The sequence below is a fragment of the Vibrio crassostreae 9ZC13 genome, assembly GCF_000272045.2.
Lineage (GTDB): Bacteria > Pseudomonadota > Gammaproteobacteria > Enterobacterales > Vibrionaceae > Vibrio > Vibrio crassostreae_C.
In genome coordinates this window covers 208,734-225,004 of the sequence record NZ_AJYZ02000040.1, presented here as the reverse complement: position 1 = coordinate 225,004, position 16,271 = coordinate 208,734, and the positions used below count along the sequence as shown (strand labels likewise).

Annotated in this window: 18 protein-coding genes; 6 read left to right on the top strand and 12 right to left on the bottom strand. The window is 46.4% G+C overall.

The window, feature by feature from the left end:
• Nucleotides 1-98: 98 nt before the first annotated feature.
• Nucleotides 99-818: an osmolarity response regulator transcription factor OmpR gene (gene ompR, locus A136_RS13600; RefSeq protein WP_008218409.1), complete on the bottom strand. Its 720-nt coding sequence runs from the start codon at nt 816-818 to the stop codon at nt 99-101.
• A 178-nt stretch (nt 819-996) separates the two neighbouring features.
• Here ompR and greB point away from each other — a divergent pair, with 178 nt between their 5' ends.
• Nucleotides 997-1,479 carry a transcription elongation factor GreB gene (gene greB, locus A136_RS13595; protein WP_017063080.1) on the top strand — a complete coding sequence of 161 codons (483 nt, stop codon included), beginning with the start codon at nt 997-999 and terminating at the stop codon, nt 1,477-1,479.
• A gap of 664 nt (nt 1,480-2,143) precedes the next feature.
• Nucleotides 2,144-4,474, top strand: a complete 2,331-nt coding sequence (locus A136_RS13590) for a Tex family protein (RefSeq protein WP_017063079.1) — start codon at nt 2,144-2,146, stop codon at nt 4,472-4,474.
• Nucleotides 4,475-4,601: 127 nt separating this feature from the next.
• Here A136_RS13590 and A136_RS13585 read toward each other — a convergent pair whose 3' ends face one another.
• Nucleotides 4,602-5,075 (bottom strand): hypothetical protein, encoded by a 474-nt coding sequence (locus A136_RS13585; RefSeq protein ID WP_017063078.1) that lies wholly within the window; start codon nt 5,073-5,075, stop codon nt 4,602-4,604.
• 355 nt (nt 5,076-5,430) lie between these two features.
• The gene (bioH, locus tag A136_RS13580) at nt 5,431-6,207 is read right to left on the bottom strand and encodes a pimeloyl-ACP methyl ester esterase BioH (protein ID WP_017063077.1); all 777 of its coding nucleotides are present in this window, start codon (nt 6,205-6,207) and stop codon (nt 5,431-5,433) included.
• Between the two features lie 93 nt (nt 6,208-6,300).
• On the opposite strand from bioH, the gene A136_RS23180 reads away from it, so the two are divergent.
• From A136_RS23180 to cysQ, 4 genes are all read left to right on the top strand, one after another.
• Nucleotides 6,301-7,014 carry a ComF family protein gene (locus tag A136_RS23180; protein WP_170962812.1) on the top strand — a complete coding sequence of 238 codons (714 nt, stop codon included), beginning with the start codon at nt 6,301-6,303 and terminating at the stop codon, nt 7,012-7,014.
• Nucleotides 7,015-7,123: 109 nt separating this feature from the next.
• Nucleotides 7,124-7,708: a Fe-S biogenesis protein NfuA gene (gene nfuA / locus A136_RS13570; protein WP_029235103.1), complete on the top strand. Its 585-nt coding sequence runs from the start codon at nt 7,124-7,126 to the stop codon at nt 7,706-7,708.
• 289 nt (nt 7,709-7,997) lie between these two features.
• The gene (gene nudE / locus A136_RS13565) at nt 7,998-8,549 is read left to right on the top strand and encodes an ADP compounds hydrolase NudE (protein ID WP_017062476.1); all 552 of its coding nucleotides are present in this window, start codon (nt 7,998-8,000) and stop codon (nt 8,547-8,549) included.
• Nucleotides 8,550-8,585: 36 nt separating this feature from the next.
• The gene (gene cysQ, locus A136_RS13560) at nt 8,586-9,413 is read left to right on the top strand and encodes a 3'(2'),5'-bisphosphate nucleotidase CysQ (protein WP_017062477.1); all 828 of its coding nucleotides are present in this window, start codon (nt 8,586-8,588) and stop codon (nt 9,411-9,413) included.
• A gap of 119 nt (nt 9,414-9,532) precedes the next feature.
• Here the strand turns inward: cysQ and A136_RS13555 are convergent, their stop codons facing one another.
• The 9 genes from A136_RS13555 to A136_RS13515 form a co-directional block, all read right to left on the bottom strand.
• Nucleotides 9,533-10,312 carry a type II secretion system protein N gene (locus tag A136_RS13555; RefSeq protein WP_017063075.1) on the bottom strand — a complete coding sequence of 260 codons (780 nt, stop codon included), beginning with the start codon at nt 10,310-10,312 and terminating at the stop codon, nt 9,533-9,535.
• Between the two features lies 1 nt (nt 10,313).
• The gene (locus tag A136_RS13550; protein WP_017062479.1) at nt 10,314-10,802 is read right to left on the bottom strand and encodes a type II secretion system protein M; all 489 of its coding nucleotides are present in this window, start codon (nt 10,800-10,802) and stop codon (nt 10,314-10,316) included.
• Between the two features lie 20 nt (nt 10,803-10,822).
• A complete protein-coding gene (gene gspL, locus A136_RS13545; RefSeq protein WP_017063074.1) occupies nt 10,823-12,052 on the bottom strand; it encodes a type II secretion system protein GspL in 1,230 nt (409 codons plus the stop codon).
• Nucleotides 12,021-13,070, bottom strand: a complete 1,050-nt coding sequence (gene gspK / locus A136_RS13540; RefSeq protein WP_017062481.1) for a type II secretion system minor pseudopilin GspK — start codon at nt 13,068-13,070, stop codon at nt 12,021-12,023. Before gspK ends, gspL begins: the two co-directional genes overlap by 32 nt.
• Complete coding sequence (gspJ, locus tag A136_RS13535) at nt 13,054-13,821, bottom strand: type II secretion system minor pseudopilin GspJ (RefSeq protein ID WP_017063073.1); 768 nt, start codon at nt 13,819-13,821, stop codon at nt 13,054-13,056. The genes gspK and gspJ overlap by 17 nt, the downstream gene beginning before the upstream one ends.
• The gene (gene gspI, locus A136_RS13530) at nt 13,808-14,203 is read right to left on the bottom strand and encodes a type II secretion system minor pseudopilin GspI (protein ID WP_017063072.1); all 396 of its coding nucleotides are present in this window, start codon (nt 14,201-14,203) and stop codon (nt 13,808-13,810) included. Before gspI ends, gspJ begins: the two co-directional genes overlap by 14 nt.
• Nucleotides 14,190-14,783 carry a type II secretion system minor pseudopilin GspH gene (gene gspH / locus A136_RS13525; protein WP_017062484.1) on the bottom strand — a complete coding sequence of 198 codons (594 nt, stop codon included), beginning with the start codon at nt 14,781-14,783 and terminating at the stop codon, nt 14,190-14,192. The genes gspI and gspH overlap by 14 nt, the downstream gene beginning before the upstream one ends.
• A 96-nt stretch (nt 14,784-14,879) precedes the next feature.
• The gene (gene gspG, locus A136_RS13520) at nt 14,880-15,323 is read right to left on the bottom strand and encodes a type II secretion system major pseudopilin GspG (protein WP_017062485.1); all 444 of its coding nucleotides are present in this window, start codon (nt 15,321-15,323) and stop codon (nt 14,880-14,882) included.
• An 88-nt stretch (nt 15,324-15,411) separates the two neighbouring features.
• Nucleotides 15,412-16,271, bottom strand: an 860-nt coding sequence (locus tag A136_RS13515; protein WP_017063071.1) for a type II secretion system F family protein, incomplete at its 5' end; no start/stop codon positions are given.

The window sequence follows — 16,271 nt, the reverse complement described above, 5'->3', positions numbered from 1 at the left end:
CCATTGTGCTGAATAGAAAACGGGCCATCGCATATTAATGAGATGACCCGTAAGATTCACAGAATCGATAAAGCTACTGTAGGGCTTATTAAGCTGAATTACACAGCTTTGCCATCTGGAACGAATACATAACCCAAGCCCCACACCGTTTGGATGTAGCGAGGTTTGCTTGGATCTTCTTCAACTAGACGACGCAGACGTGAAATCTGAACATCGATAGAACGTTCCATTGCTGAATACTCACGGCCACGAGCCATGTTCATCAGCTTATCGCGAGACATTGGCTCACGAGCATTCGTTACCAAGGACTTAAGAACCGCAAATTCACCCGAAGTAAGCGGCATTGGCTCTTCACCGCGGAACATTTCGCGAGTACCTAGGTTCAAACGGAATTCACCAAATTCAACCACAGACTCTTCTGTACTTGGTGCGCCCGGCGCTTCAATGACTTGGCGACGCAGTACCGCTTTAATACGAGCAAGCAGTTCACGTGGGTTAAATGGTTTTGGCAGGTAATCATCAGCACCCACTTCCAAGCCCACAATGCGATCCACTTCATCACCCTTTGCTGTAAGCATCAGGATTGGTAGCGAGTTGTTTGCGTTTCGTAAACGACGACAGATCGATAGACCATCTTCGCCCGGCAACATTAAATCCAATACCATCAAGTGAAAATTTTCACGGGTTAACAGGCGGTCCATCTGCTCACTGTTTGCCACGCTACGCACTTGAAAGCCCTGCTCTGACAGATAGCGTTCTAACAGTGCACGTAAACGAGCATCGTCATCGACCACTAAAATTTTGTAGTTTTCTTGCATGTAATGGTTCCACCTATTAAAGCTTAAACCTAAGGTTAAGCATTCTTGGTAAATTGTATATTGGTATAAGACATTAAAAATGTAACATTATTGGAGAAAAAGTCGCCTAAATAATTGTTAACGTATGTTGCCTTTCTATATATTCTATCTTAGATCATCATTTCATTAAGTCAGATTTATGAAAACCAAACTTATTACTCGAGAAGGTTATAACAAGCTCAAAGCAGAACATGACCACTTATGGCACGAGAAACGCCCTGAAATTACTAAGATAGTCACTTGGGCGGCAAGCCTTGGAGATCGTTCAGAAAACGCAGATTACACCTTCAATAAGCGTTTGCTTCGTCAGATTGATCGCCGAGTGCGTTTCTTAAGAAAGTTCCTACCTGATGTCACGATCGTGGATTACTCACCTCAACAAGAAGGTAAGGTCTTTTTCGGTGCTTGGGTCGAAATTGAGAATGATGATGGGGAAATTAAGAAGTTTCGAATTGTCGGCCCAGAAGAGATCTACGGCGATGCTAAAGGCTATATATCTATCGACTCACCAATGGCTAGAGCTCTGCTCAAGAAAGAAGTGGATGATGAGTTTACGGTAAAAACACCAGAAGGCGACAAAGAGTGGTTCATTAACTCAATTTGCTACGCAGACAACGAATAACCAAACCTAATAAACACCTAGCGATGAGCTGAGTGTTCAAGCAAACCCAAACTCCAGATAAAAGAAAACCCCGCAAGGCTTTCGCCTAGCGGGGTTAAGTCTCTATCGCAGCAATCCGGCTACTGTTTATCTCTTCGAGATAAGGTGCTCCCTGCATCTTTCCTTGATAGTGGCTAAATCCTTTAACCAATTTCCTTTTTGTTCATCGCCATCCTAGCGGTGTCCATTCTAGCCTGTCATCCTGACTGGCGAATCTCATCCAGAGATTATCACTTCCTTGCTGACCACTCATCCTAAGTAATCAAATCTTCATCCTGAAGATACCTAGTCCATTAGGCTTTTTCCTGTTCCTGCCAACTCCCTGTCGACAAGTTAAATATTACGGCAAATGGCCGTGTTTCCTAGATAGTCTTAAAAAACATTTCAGGTGAGAAATACGCCCACAAACACACAATCAAATAAAATCAGCAACTTAGTGTAACATCAAGACGATTTCATCGGTCTAAAGCGACTTAGTCTCACATCACTTGTAAGAGATCTCGCACAAAGCGGGTATCAGAAACGGAAATTCGACTTCTGACAGGATAATTACACAGCCAAAGCTAGAAAAAGCGTACGCTCACCCCCATGTATTTGTCATGATATTAAATAAGAGATTCATCGGATGAGCCAAGCTATCTGTCGACTGATCGCTGAAGAACTGAATGTCCGTTCTGAGCAAGTCACTGCCGCAGTAAACCTAATTGACGACGGTAACACCGTTCCCTTTATTGCCCGCTACCGTAAAGAAGTTACGGGTGGCTTAGACGATACCCAACTACGTAACCTTGATAGCCGCCTTTCTTATCTTCGTGAGCTAGACGATCGTCGCCAAACGATTCTTAAGTCGATTCAAGACCAAGGAAAACTCACGCCAGAACTCGAGCGTGATATCACTCAAGCAGACAGCAAGACTCGCCTAGAAGATTTATACCTACCATACAAACCAAAGCGCCGTACCAAAGGTCAGATCGCGATTGAAGCGGGCTTAGAGCCACTTGCCGATACGTTATGGAATGAACCACAGCACGATCCGGAAACGGAAGCCGCTAACTTCATCAGCAGCGATAAAGGCATTGCCGATACCAAAGCTGCACTCGATGGCGCTCGTGCGATCATCATGGAGCGCATTGCGGAAGATGCGAACTTGCTTGAAAAGATTCGCCAACACCTAAACCGCAACGCAGAGCTAGTCGCTCGTGTAGTGACAGGTAAAGAGCAAGAAGGCGAGAAGTTCAAAGACTACTTCGAGCACAACGAAACACTCAGCAAAGTACCGTCACATCGTGCTCTTGCAATGCTACGAGGCCGTAATGAAGGCTTCTTAACACTGGCAATGAACGCAGACCCAGAGCAAGAAGAAGGTGTACGTGGTTCATACTGCGAAAACATCATCTCTGATCACTACGGCATTACCCTAAGCAGCGCACCTGCGGATGCTTGGCGTAAGCAAGTGATTAGCTGGGCATGGCGCATCAAGGTTTCTATGCACATGGAAACTGAATTGATGGGCGCAATGAAAGAGCGTGCAGAGATCGAAGCGATTGAAGTATTCGCAACCAACCTAAAAGACCTACTCATGGCAGCGCCAGCTGGTCCTCGAGCAACCTTAGGCTTGGACCCAGGTTTACGTACCGGTTCGAAAATCGCTGTCGTGGATTCAACCGGTAAGGTTTTGGCAACAGAAACTATTTACCCTCACCCACCTCAAAAGCAATACGACAAATCGGCACACGTGGTTGAGCAGATGGTTCGTCAATTTAATGTTGATTTGATTGCGATTGGTAACGGTACGGCTTCACGCGAAACCGACAGCTTTGTGGCTGACGTAATTAAACGCGGCAACCTAAAAGCGCAAAAGATCATTGTTAGCGAAGCAGGCGCATCGGTGTATTCTGCGTCTGAACTAGCAGCAAAAGAGTTCCCGAACATGGATGTATCAATCCGTGGTGCGGTGTCTATTGCTCGTCGTCTGCAAGATCCACTGGCAGAACTGGTGAAGATTGACCCTAAATCGATCGGTGTGGGCCAATACCAGCACGATGTGAGCCAAACCATGCTTGCTAAGCGCCTAGATGCGATTGTCGAAGACTGTGTAAACGCAGTTGGTGTTGATGTGAATACCGCATCTGCCGCGCTACTGACTCGTGTTGCTGGTCTGTCTAGCACCATTGCTCAGAACATCGTGGATTTCCGTGACGAGAATGGTCGTTTTGAAGCGCGCACTACGTTGAAGAAAGTGGCTCGTTTAGGTCCAAAAGCCTTTGAACAGTGTGCCGGCTTCCTACGCATTATGGATGGCAAAAACCCACTGGATGCATCATCGGTTCACCCAGAAGCTTACCCAGTAGTGAAAAGCATCGCTGAGAAAAACCACAAAGACATCAAATCTCTGGTGGGTAACACAGACTTCTTACGCGGTTTACACGCCATCGATTACACCAATGAGAACTTCGGTGTACCAACGGTAAGCGACATCATTAAAGAGCTCGATAAACCGGGCCGTGACCCTCGCCCTGAATTTAAGACTGCAACCTTCGCCGATGGCGTTAACAGTGTTTCAGATCTAGAGCCGGGCATGATCTTAGAAGGTGTGGTATCGAACGTGGCGAATTTTGGTGCCTTCGTTGATATTGGTGTTCACCAAGATGGTTTAGTGCATATTTCAGCGCTGACCGATCGCTTTGTCTCTGACCCACGTGAAGTGGTTAAAGCGGGCGACATCGTGAAAGTGAAGGTGATGGAAGTGGATGTTCAGCGTAAACGTATTGCACTGAGCATGCGTATGAAGGACGAGCCTGGACAAGACAACCGTGCTCAACGTTCAAGTGCACCTCGTACACAAAACCGCTCGAATCAAAACTCGCAAGGTGGCCAACGCCGTCGTGAAGAGCCGCAACAAAACGCTGCAATGGGTGGAGCATTCGCTGCCGCTTTTGCTAAAGCGAAAAAGTAATCCGTTAGCTCACCTAAAAAACGGATTAGCTTAAAAACAGAAAACCTGCATCCCTTAGGGTATGCAGGTTTTTTTATTATGTGTTCAAAAAAGACATCGAAGCTTGGTTGACTCGTAAAATTTTGATTTATAAGACCACCAACATCTCTGATGGAGCATGAGGCGCAACAGCATGACCATAATGATACTTTATGACCTTACGTCGTTTCTCCATCTGTCCTTCCTGAATCGCCGCATCTAAAACATGCTTTGGCAGGCGGAAACGCATGGTATAACCTTTGCCTTGATCAGCACTGTATGTTTTCAGTGCCAATAAGCTGAACAGCCGATCAAAAGGGTCTTGTGGCTCTTCTTGGCTAACCGAATTGGCCTCTGACTCGTTCTCCATTTCATAACCTGGATGGTCTGAAGGATCCCAAGCCGACTGCTGCCTTCGTTTATCGTCTGATTTTACCTTACGCTCTGCATTGGTTCTCGCCAATGCTACTGCGGGAGCAACAGGCTCTCGGACTCTATTATCACGCGCAACTTGCTCTGTTTGCACATTAACGGACGGGGCGATTAGTGGCACACTCACTGCAGTTGCAGGTGACACAATCATCGCGAACTCTCCTCAAGAATCGCCCATCGTTTTTGCTATAACGCTGTTGTACTGTGAGTCAGCACAACAGGCATAGCCCAACTTAGCGCAATCAGCTCAGGAGAGAGTTAGGTCTGAGTATCATGCAACACGTTGGTGTTATACCAATCGTAGTAAATAACTGATCATCCTAGCTTGTTAAAATGCTCGATAACGGCGTTAGATTTTTTGATTGTAGAATAACTACTTATCGAAACTACTTGTCAAAAAAAAGCTGCCTTGTTCTCAAGCCTTTTACCTACGCTATTTTTGAACACTTACTTACTGTGATTGGTATTAGCTTATATATCGACCAAGCCGGATATATATTTAGCAATTATTTTTGTGCGAAGCTGACAAGCTCACTGCAAAAGGCATCCGCTTCGGTCATAAACGGTGCATGCGAAGACTGGGTAAATATGTATTGCTCGGTATGAGGCAAGGCTGTGCCTAAGTCTTTCGCAACCTTGATTGGCACCAATCCATCTAATCGACCATACAAGCGTAGCATTGGTACTGAAATCTCAGGCAGTTGTTCACGCAGATCGACATCCGACAGCATCTTTAATCCTGCCAATAATGAGTCAGGGTTCGGCAACGGGCGAGACAGCACCGCTTGCTTGAGTTGTTTTACATCTTGCCTTGCTGAAGGGCTGCCCATGGCTTGCAATGCCATAAAGCGTTCGATGGTGGTTTGGAAATCTTCAACCAGTTGCTCGGTGAATGCGCTTAATACGTTGGGCTGAATGCCTCGCCATAACACGGGCTCTTTTGCAGCGGCGAATTTGGGAGAACTGGCGACAGTCACCAGCTTGCTCACGTAATCTGAGTGATGGAGAGCCATGTGCGTTGCGACCAAGCCTCCAAGTGACCAACCCACCCAAATCGCTTGCTTTGGTGCTTCGGCCAAAAGCTGCTGAGCAATCTCTTCAAGATCTTGAGCGTGGCAGTGCGCGCTGTGTCCATACCCTGGTAAATCGACAACATGCACTCGAAAATCAGCTTGTAATGCATTAACGGTTTGTTGCCATACCGCACCGTTCATTCCCCAGCCGTGAACCAGTACTAAATCAGGCCCTTGCCCAGAAACATGCCAATATAACGCGTCACTCATTCTCAATATTCCCTACTTTTTCCATCAGCGATAATCCGCGCTTTTCAGTATGGTGAGCAAAAGGAACACCATAACCCAAAAGCATCACGAGCTATGTTATCCGATTGGCTACAAAAACACACACCACGTCTGGTCACACCTCAATGCCACCTGTGCAAACTTGATAAACTGCCCAGTGATACACATCCTCGATGGTGCAATTCTTGTCTCAAACTCTTTCAGCCAGTACCACGCTGCCAACGATGTGGTTTAAAAACACTGCTCACAGTAGAGCAGTGCGGACAGTGCTTATCTCAACCTCCACCTTGGCATCGCCTCTATTGCGTTGGGGACTACACCTTCCCTACAGCAGGTTACATTCAGCAAATGAAGTACGCTGATAAGTTTTGGTTTGCACGTGATCTATCTAAGCTATTGGCATCACGTATCGAATATCCTGCTCCGCTGATCACCAGCGTGCCGCTGCATTGGCGTCGATATACTCATCGCGGCTTTAATCAAAGTAAGCTGCTAGCCGACTACACGGCTCAAGAGCTTGGCGTTGAAAGTGATGTGCTCTTTCGTCGAATTCGCTCAACGGCTTCCCAGCAGGGGCTGACTAAATCCGCACGATTACACAATCTAAAGAGCGCTTTTGCGCTGCGAAAACAAGACGTTCAAGGAACTATCCCCTCTCACGTCGCGATAATTGATGATGTTGTAACCACCGGCAGTACTGTGTATCAATTATGCCAATTACTACTTGAAGTGGACGTTAAAAGGATTGATATTTACTGCATCTGCCGCACTCCTGAGCCCTCTGGATAAAAGCTGTGAATCACTACTTGTACAGCAATCCAACAAAAAAGGGCTGAATTACAAATCTGACAGGAGTAGAATGGCGCTAATAACCTACAAATCTACTCAGGTATTCGTCGTGTCAAATATTACTATTACAGAAACAGCTCAAACTCACTTTGCCAATCTGCTGTCACAGCAGCCTGAAGGTACAAACATTCGTGTGTTCGTGGTAAACCCAGGCACACAAAACGCTGAGTGTGGTGTTTCTTACTGCCCAACAGATGCTATCGAAGCGTCTGACACAGAGCTTAAATTCGAAGCTTTCTGTGCATACGTAGATGAGCTAAGCCTACCGTTCCTAGATGAAGCTGAAATTGACTTCGTTACTGACAAAATGGGCTCTCAGCTAACGCTTAAAGCACCAAACGCTAAGATGCGTAAAGTCGCAGACGATGCACCACTTCTAGAACGTGTTGAATACGCAATTCAAACACAAGTTAACCCGCAACTTGCTGGTCACGGCGGTCACGTTAGCTTGGTAGAAATCACTGAAGACGGCGCAGCTATTGTAGCATTCGGTGGTGGTTGTAACGGTTGTTCTATGGTTGATGTAACGCTAAAAGAAGGCATCGAGAAAGAACTTCTTCAACAGTTTGAAGGTGAACTGACTGCTGTTCGTGATGCAACTGAGCACGATCGTGGTGAGCACTCTTACTACTAATCACTGATTTAGTGTTAGTTGTTATTTGAAAGGTTGATGCGCAAGCATCAACCTTTTTTGTTATGTGGATAAGCAAGTTAGGACTATCGCGTTCTCTCTATACTCTTTTGCTATACAACCATATTTTCACCTCGTTACCATCTTGAGTAAGGTATTCAAGTGATCGTAATCGATTCCTGCTTCAATAATTTTCGGATATGAAAACTCGGATCTAGGAACTCAAGGTCATTTCCCCTATATTAGAATGACTTTATAAGAAAGAATTCCAATGAGCTAAGGAGCGAGCGCAATGACGAAAAGGACCAAGCCAGAGATTTTGGCTAAACAAACTGTCGCTCAATCAAGACTATTCTCTATCGAGTCTCTCGACTTACGCTTTTCAAACGGCGAAGAGCGCACTTACGAACGCATGAAGCCCAGCGGGCGCAACGCAGTGATGATGGTTCCTATTACTGAGCAAGGCGATATTCTATTAGTACGTGAATATGCAGCGGGAACTGAACGCTACGAACTTGGCTTTCCAAAAGGGCTGATTGATCCAGGTGAGCAGCCAAACGAAGCCGCCGTTCGCGAACTCAAAGAAGAGATAGGCTTCGGTGCCAACAAGCTTACTCCGCTGAAGGAAGTGATCCTTGCACCCTCTTACTTCTCTAGCAAAATGACGCTGTTTATTGCAGAAGACCTCTACCCAGAAAAGCTAGAAGGTGATGAGCCAGAGCCTCTCGATATTGTGCGCTGGCCACTTGCTCAAGCCGAAGAACTGTTAACACATCTCGATTTCTGTGAGGCTCGGAGTATTACAGCCCTGCTTTTAAGCCTTCGTGTATTAAACAATAACTAGAACATTCAGGCTCGCTCTAAGAGTAAGAGAACATTTATGCCAATAACAAAAGATTTGTCTCACCTCCTACCCTCTGTCATTGAGATTGCTCGCTCTGCTGGTCAACTCATCTTAGAGATCTACGAGAAAAAGGATTACGAAGAGTTCATTAAGAGTGATGACACTCCAGTAACCAGTGCCGATCTTGCAGCACATAAGCTGATATTAAAAAAACTCAGTGAATTGACGCCTGATATTCCCGTATTATCCGAAGAAGACGCCGACATCAGCCTAGAGCAACGCTCTCAATGGGATCGCTACTGGTTAGTTGACCCACTGGACGGCACCCAGGAGTTCATCGCACGAAGTGGTGATTTCGCGACAATTATCGCCCTAATCGAGCATAACAAGCCAGTGATGGGCGTGGTATACGCACCCGTTTCAGGTGTGAGCTATTACGCTTACAGTGGCAAAGGCGCTTGGAAGATCCCAGACCTTAATGACAGCGTGAAAATCAAAACGCATCGTCACGAGCTGCCAAACCAGTCAATCGCCATGGCGATCAGCCGTCGCCAGGACATCAATCGCATCACTAGCCGTATGAGCTCAGCATGGAATTATGATTTGGTTCCTCTAGGCTCAGCAGCGCTTAAGGCCTGTTTAGTCGCAGAAGGCGCTGTGGATTGTTATCTGCGCCTTGGACCAACCGGAGAGTGGGATACCGCCGCAACGCAGTGCATTGTTGAAGAAGCTGGCGGACGTATCTTAAGTACTCAACTAGAACCGCTTTCGTACAATGAAAGAGAAACGCTAGAAAACCCGAACTTCATTGTACTCGGTGATGCAGATTTACCGTGGGTAGAAATTTTGCAAGGCAAAGACTAGGCGAGTTTGCTCCCTTTAACTGTCAGATATCCTCTAGATTCTCAGAACAAACAAAACGGGCACCTCAGTGAGGTGCCCGTTTTTTATATCTCGTAATTTAGTGACCCTTAGCCGTTTAGCTAAAAACGACCTTGATAAGTAAACTGGTACTTACCTTGGCTATCAGGATTACCCAACCATTTAAGCTGATTTTGCATCGTTGGCGGGAATTCAACACCCGGTTTAAACCACGCTGCAGATGTGTAGCGCTGGTTAGATGTTAGACTCGCTGAGAACTCACTGTCTACTTGAGTGCTCTTCTGAACGCCTTTGGCTGCAATTGTACTGTCTTCACAGGTTATGTCCGCAATCACAGGACCAAGGTCTAACGAACCAACAGGTGAATCGACTGCAGCACCAGACCAAGCCACAGTACCTTCACCAGACTGACACCAAGGTTGAGCATGAACCGCATGCTTGATCGTCAGCTCAACCTTTCCACCAATTGAAACCGGGACTGGAATGGCTGGGGCGTATTTCATCACGTTCATAGCAGGCATTGAGGCCACTAAGTTCTCTGCATACGCGCCACTCATGCTGTACCCGACACGCCCTTTACCTGACAAGTTCATGTCGCTGTTACGACCAAAACGAACCGCCAGTTCTGCTTTGGCTTGAAATAGCTTAGAAAACTGGAAGTCCCACTGCACTGAACCGTAATTAACACGCTGCCAGGCGATATTATTGGCGCTGCCCTGCCAAACCGTTCCTTCAACACCTTCAATATTCAAGCCACGCACAGCCGGTGCATGTTTGAGTACAAAAGAGGCCGGTAGATGCAGCAACAGACTAACCGAGAAAAAGACAATAAAGATGCCGCCAAAAAGTAAACCTAACTTCAAAGATAAACCGCGTTTCACATTAACCTCGTTTAAACTGTAGTCGGTTGACCTCAATAACCCCTGGGTTATCGGAGCGATCAATGTCCATAAACTCAACTTCGACACCCTGCTTCTCTTTCAAGTATGTCAGCCAATCTAAGAACTGATTAAAAGGCACAGGTTTCACCCAGACTTGCAGCATCTCGCCACGTGGTTGCACACGTATCAGCTCGATATTAAAGCGACGCATAGAAGCAGGCACAGATTGATTCAGAGGTTGACTGGCACTAATGCCGCCACTGCCTCGTAGTTCAACCACTTCATTGGCTTTATTGGTTACCCAAGCCAGTAGTTGCTTCTCGCTTTGAATGCGGGTCTGCGCAAGTTCAGCTCGCTGACTGAGTGGCTGGATTAGCCCCCAATAAACGACACCGACCACCAATAGAATTGAGCAACCAATCACTAGTCGTTGCTCTCTTTGACTTATTGAAGTCCACCACGCTTGGAGTGGCTCAATCATATTTCTCATCACTGATCTCCTTACGCAGGTTATTGATGGGGTTTAAGAGTAAAGCTGCCAAATACGGCATCACCATTACGATTCAATGGCCCTTGCTCAACGGTAAACTTCTCTTCAAGTTTCACTCGCGCAGTCTCGAAATATTGGAAGTCAGTACTTTTCGCTTCCAATCTCACCTCTGAGCGGTTGCCGTCGTAGCGAATACTATTCACTTCGATGGCTTTCACTTGTCCTAAAGTTTCTGGCAGTAACGCTAGCCATCCAAGTAAGGAATCACCATCACCCGAGCCACCATACTTCTTAGCTTCGTCGTTCATCTGGCGCTTAAGGTAGCTGACCGTCGGAATACGTTGCTTGCCCGGAAGTACGCTTCTAAAAATACGTTCACTCTCCGTTCGGTACGCTTGTGCTTGCGCTTCGTACTGCTGAACCTTTAAGACTTGCTGAGTGACGATCACCGCCACCAGCAAACAAGCTGCGATCGCTACTTTTTGCCATACACGCCAGTACTTACTGAATGAAGATTTGGTTTTAAAGGTGCCAGTCAGTAAGTTTACGCCACTTGTAATGGCTTGTTGGCTCAGTAAAGACATCACCAGTTCCGCAGGTTTAGCTTGCCACTCAATGCCACTTTGCAGTTGAACGTCATCACTTGGCAGTGCGGTGTAGCTAAAAATCGTTGGTGATTGCTCTTCGTCATCTAAGGCAACCCAATCGCTTTGTAAGAACATCGCTAGCCACGCCTCATTGATCGACACTGCTTGATAGTTGCTTTGACGCAATAACCAATGTTGGTCGATCTGCAGCGCACTGATGCCCTGATCTTCAAAAGGCACGGCCAGTGTATCTGGCAACACCTTACGGAAGATAATATTGGCTTCGCGGAACAGGTCTAACGCTTGCTTTAACCATTCACGATCGACACCACACACTGTCGCGTGCGTTGCGTCTTTATCTAAAATAGTCAGGTGTAAGTCTTCGATATCTTGTGCCACTTCGTCTTCTAATAAAAACGGCAGCATAGAATCGAACTGGCGAGCAGCACCTTTCGGGATCTCAACACGCTTAATTAAGCATTCACTTCCCGGCAATAAAGCGATACAGCTGCGCTTTTCAGCGTAAGGCGTTAACTCGTCAAGCTGATCCCAGCTAGACAGTTCACCGCTTGCTATCACTTCTTGTTGGCTTGTCGACCAAACTAACCACTGCACAGGGCTTTGTGGTTCGCTACTCAGTCGAACGGTCAGAAACTCGCTCACTGATTCCTCCAAAACGACGGCGTACTACCGTCACTGTTTCTCGATTACTACTATAGAAAAGCGTCCGTATACGTACACGTGACTGCTCAACTAATACCTCTGCATCTAGCTCAAAATAGGCGCTATCTACAGTTAAATATGCTTTCGCTTTTTTGCTGACTTCGGCACTCACACCCACAATAGCAGGCTCAGCCATAAACGCATCCACCGTATCCCAACCATCGAATGGGCGTTTGTCTATCAGCTGTTTGGCATCCGATTCACTTAAGCCGGGGGCAAACATCGCTTCCAATAACGGCGCCTGCTTTTCCGTAAGAGTATTCACATTCAAACGGAAATCGTCGCTCGGCAGAGCACAAACAAAGGGGCGAACCTTATTCATCACCTCACCAGTGACTTGATAAACCGAGCGTAGCTCGGACTCATCGGCCATTAAGCCATTCGCTGCCAAATAAGATGGCTTCATCGCCTCATAAGTACTGTCTTCTACACCAGCTGAAGAGGTGGTTCGGGTATCACTATCAACAAATTCCCAGCTTGAATGTGCAATAACCTCGGCCTGATAAGGCTCAACATCTTGGTTTTCCAACAAGGTTTGCCAAACCGTAATTAAATAAGGTGTTTGGTTACTTGAAGTCGTCGCCACACCAGCCAACGCATTGAGATTAAAACATGCCTGAGCATCAACAATACGGCCTTTAACTTGACCATAATCCAACGGGTATACCTGTTCTTCTAACGCCCATGGTTGACTCAAGTTGACGGTATCACTGTCTTTGTAGCTTTGCCTAATGCCGTCTTGCACCAGCGCTTCGACACCAATGCTGTACCAGTAAGCCTGTTGGTAATTCAGTTGATTGCCCACGCGCTTAAATTGAGTAAACAGGCGTTCCGACATACTGCCTGCGATGGTTGCCATTATCGCCAGTAGCATCAGGATAATGATCAGCGCAACACCTCGCTGCTTGCGCCCCATGGCAGACCTTGTCAGTGCAAACTTATTAGTTCGATGAGTCATTATTCCCCTCATTACTACTTGAAGAGTCACTGTTTGAAGAATCATCGGCCTGATCTAGCGTGCCACCAGGGGTGAGATAAATACGCTCTATCTCACCATAATCTTTCAAGGTTAGCTTTAACCTTACCGCTTTCGGTAGCGATTTGTCGGCTTGCCACTCTTTCCCCCAGCGGCTTCCGTCATAAAACTCGAATTCCAAGCTTTCAACATCATCAAGCAAAGGCGTAATCACACCTTCTTGTCCTGCAGGAGTATCGGGGTAGCGCCACCACACACGCTCAAGCGTTTCTTCTTTAATGCGGTAACCCACTTTGGTGACTTCTCCGCGAGGAAACTGCTGCTGTGGGTTATGCCAGCCAAGGCGAGTAAACATGATGCCAACGCTGTCGGAATCCAGTAAATACTCTTTAATTAAGATCAGCTTAGATGATGCTTCTTCACCGTTGGTACGAAATTGTCGCACCGCCATCTGGCGAAAATCATTATCTAAAATGACTAAGCTACGTTGCAGTTGATTTAAACGAGCACTGCGCTCGATTGAAAGCTCGTTGCTGCGCTGAACCTGATTTACTACCTGATAAGCCGCCATGCTTAACGTGGCAAAGATAGCGATCGAGACCAAAACCTCAATTAAGGTAAAGCCCCTCCCTTTCGAAGATAGTCCTTGTTTACGAGGCACACGCTTATTGGCGGACATGCTCTTACTTAGCGACTTGCTCTGAGCTAACGACACGCTTTTACTTGACCACATAGCTGCGCACCGTGACCACTGGAGAAGCTTGTTTACTGGTTGCCACACTCACATCAAACGCCTTTAATAAATCATCGCTAGTATCGATTGGCGTGACCTTCCAAAACCACTCTCTCTCGGCCAACTCTTGTGTGCCCTGCGCTTTTTTTAGCTTCTCAGGATGCAGCATCACCAAAGACATTTGATTATCAACGACCATAGCCGCGAAGGTTTTTTCTTCGAGATAACTGAGGGTATTGATGTGCTGAGTAACAGCACGAATCACACTGATCGCCGCAGTCGCAAAGATAGCGAGCGCAACCAATACCTCAAGCAGCGTCATTCCTCGAGAACCAAGGGGCATACCACGAAAACGATAAGGAGAACGGTTATTCCTCTTCATCTTCTTCTCCCGGTTCTAGCAGTCGAATCACACCATTGTCCAATACTCGAATACGCCAACCATCTTGTATGGTGTCTCCGGTATTTGGATAAAACGACAATACAAATGGCGTCATTTCAGCACTCGACAAGATGTAGATCTGTGGTGGTTTCGGCTTCTTTTCCTCTTCAAGATCAGCAAACATATCTTCATCAAACAAGCTTCCTGGGTTGAACAACCGATCATCGTCTTCCCATGCGCCACCACCTAAGGTCAGTGACAATGCGAGTTCTTCCGGTAGTTCAGTTAAAGAGGGGATTTTTTCAAAATCGACTTCTTGCCAGCCTTCAGACTTAAGCGCCATCAGTACATAGGTCGATTTCTTTTCATCAACTCGAACGCCAAAATCTAAGCCGCTCAAAATAGCCTCTTCATTGAGTAATTGAACTCGCTGATAAAAGCTTTGAGCGTATTTTTTAGCAACATCTTTGCTATTGGTAGGAATGGTCGCGATCACCGCAACCGCCGTTACTGACAGTAGTACCAACACCAAGAGAATCTCAATCAAGGTGAAACCTGGCTGTGTTTGCTTAGTTTTCACCTTTAGACTCCATCTGTTTACGTCCTACCATCAATAACGTATCAAGCATCAATAACGTATCAAGCATCAATAACGAATCAAACAATAAGCTGAAGCTTATTGGAAATCCTGCATGTTCCAGTTGCCGATATCCGCCGCAATACCTTCACCACCTTCTTGGCCATCAGCACCAAGAGTGAAAATATCAATAGTGCCGTTATCACCAGGGCTTAGGTATTGGTACTCGTTACCCCATGGGTCGTTTGGCAGACGCTTGATGTAGCCACCGTCGCGGTAGTTACGAGGCTCTGGGCTGCTTGGCTTAGAAACCAATGCATCAAGACCTTGATCCGTTGTTGGGTAAACGCTGTTATCCAGTTTGTACATATCTAGCGCGTTCTCTAGCGCCACAATATCAGTGATGGCTTTTTGTTGGTCAGCCTTCTCTTTGTTACCCAATAGGTTAGGTACAACAAAGCTCGCCAATACGCCAAGGATAACCACAACAACCATCACTTCTAATAGGGTAAAGCCTGATTGTTTCTTCATTCTGTTTTTCATTGTTTTCTCCAAATTACAGACAGCGAGTTGAAGGTAATAATGTCCTTCTTCTCGTTAATCCAAAAACTAACGTCTTATGAGCAGTTGATTAACCACTCATCAAATTATTCATTTCAAGCATCGGCATCAGAGTCGCCATCACAATGAACAGCACTAAGCCTGCCATCAAAGCGATAAGTGCTGGCGTAAAGATACCTAACGCGATATTCACGGTCGATTCAAAGCTTTGATCCTGGTTATCTGCCGCTCTTGTTAGCATTTGCTCTAACTGACCACTCTGCTCACCACTGGCGATCATATGCAGCATCATTGGAGGGAAGAGTTTGGTTTGATCGAGCGCTTTACGCAGGCTTGCCCCTTCTCTAACACTGTCTGACGCCTGCAGTACTTGTTGCTTCACATGGTGATTCGACATGACATCAACCGCAACCTTCATCCCCTCAAGGATAGGAATCGCACTCGAGGTACAGATAGAGAGTGTTCGTGCAAAACGAGAGGTATTAATTCCTTTCGCGATCTTGCCGATCAGTGGAATGCTTAATAGCTTGCGATCCCAACTCATGCGAACACCCGGCTTTTTCAGAGCGGTCTTAATCAACACAATCACACCGATGATCAACAACAGTAATTGGATGCCCCAATTCTGGATAAATTCACTCGATGCCAATAAAAATTGTGTCGATTGAGGAAGTTCTTGGCCCATTTGGATAATCGGTTCAACGATCTTAGGTACCACGGTTGCCAGCAGGAACGAAACAATCGTCACCGCAAACACCACCAGCACCACAGGGTAGATCATCGCTTGCAGCAACTTAGAGCGCATCTTCTGACGGTTTTCTGCGTAATCAGCCAGTCGCTCCAATACCGCATCTAAGTGACCCGATTTCTCACCAGCCGCGACCATGGCTCTAAACAGTTCATCAAAGATATGTGGGTAATCAGCCAAGC

Bases quoted from the DNA above. Each gene is read 5' to 3' on its own strand.
- ompR (WP_008218409.1), bottom strand. From the start codon at position 818: ATGCAAGAAAACTACAAAATTTTAGTGGTCGATGACGATGCTCGTTTA.
- gspI (WP_017063072.1), bottom strand. From the start codon at position 14,203: ATGAAGAGGAATAACCGTTCTCCTTATCGTTTTCGTGGTATGCCCCTT.
- bioH (WP_017063077.1), bottom strand. From the start codon at position 6,207: ATGAGTGACGCGTTATATTGGCATGTTTCTGGGCAAGGGCCTGATTTA.
- cysQ (WP_017062477.1), top strand. From the start codon at position 8,586: ATGCCAATAACAAAAGATTTGTCTCACCTCCTACCCTCTGTCATTGAG.
- A136_RS13590 (WP_017063079.1), top strand. From the start codon at position 2,144: ATGAGCCAAGCTATCTGTCGACTGATCGCTGAAGAACTGAATGTCCGT.
- gspK (WP_017062481.1), bottom strand. From the start codon at position 13,070: ATGACTCATCGAACTAATAAGTTTGCACTGACAAGGTCTGCCATGGGG.
- gspJ (WP_017063073.1), bottom strand. From the start codon at position 13,821: ATGTGGTCAAGTAAAAGCGTGTCGTTAGCTCAGAGCAAGTCGCTAAGT.
- A136_RS13550 (WP_017062479.1), bottom strand. From the start codon at position 10,802: ATGAGAAATATGATTGAGCCACTCCAAGCGTGGTGGACTTCAATAAGT.
- gspG (WP_017062485.1), bottom strand. From the start codon at position 15,323: ATGAAAAACAGAATGAAGAAACAATCAGGCTTTACCCTATTAGAAGTG.
- A136_RS13585 (WP_017063078.1), bottom strand. From the start codon at position 5,075: ATGATTGTGTCACCTGCAACTGCAGTGAGTGTGCCACTAATCGCCCCG.
- nudE (WP_017062476.1), top strand. From the start codon at position 7,998: ATGACGAAAAGGACCAAGCCAGAGATTTTGGCTAAACAAACTGTCGCT.
- A136_RS23180 (WP_170962812.1), top strand. From the start codon at position 6,301: ATGTTATCCGATTGGCTACAAAAACACACACCACGTCTGGTCACACCT.
- greB (WP_017063080.1), top strand. From the start codon at position 997: ATGAAAACCAAACTTATTACTCGAGAAGGTTATAACAAGCTCAAAGCA.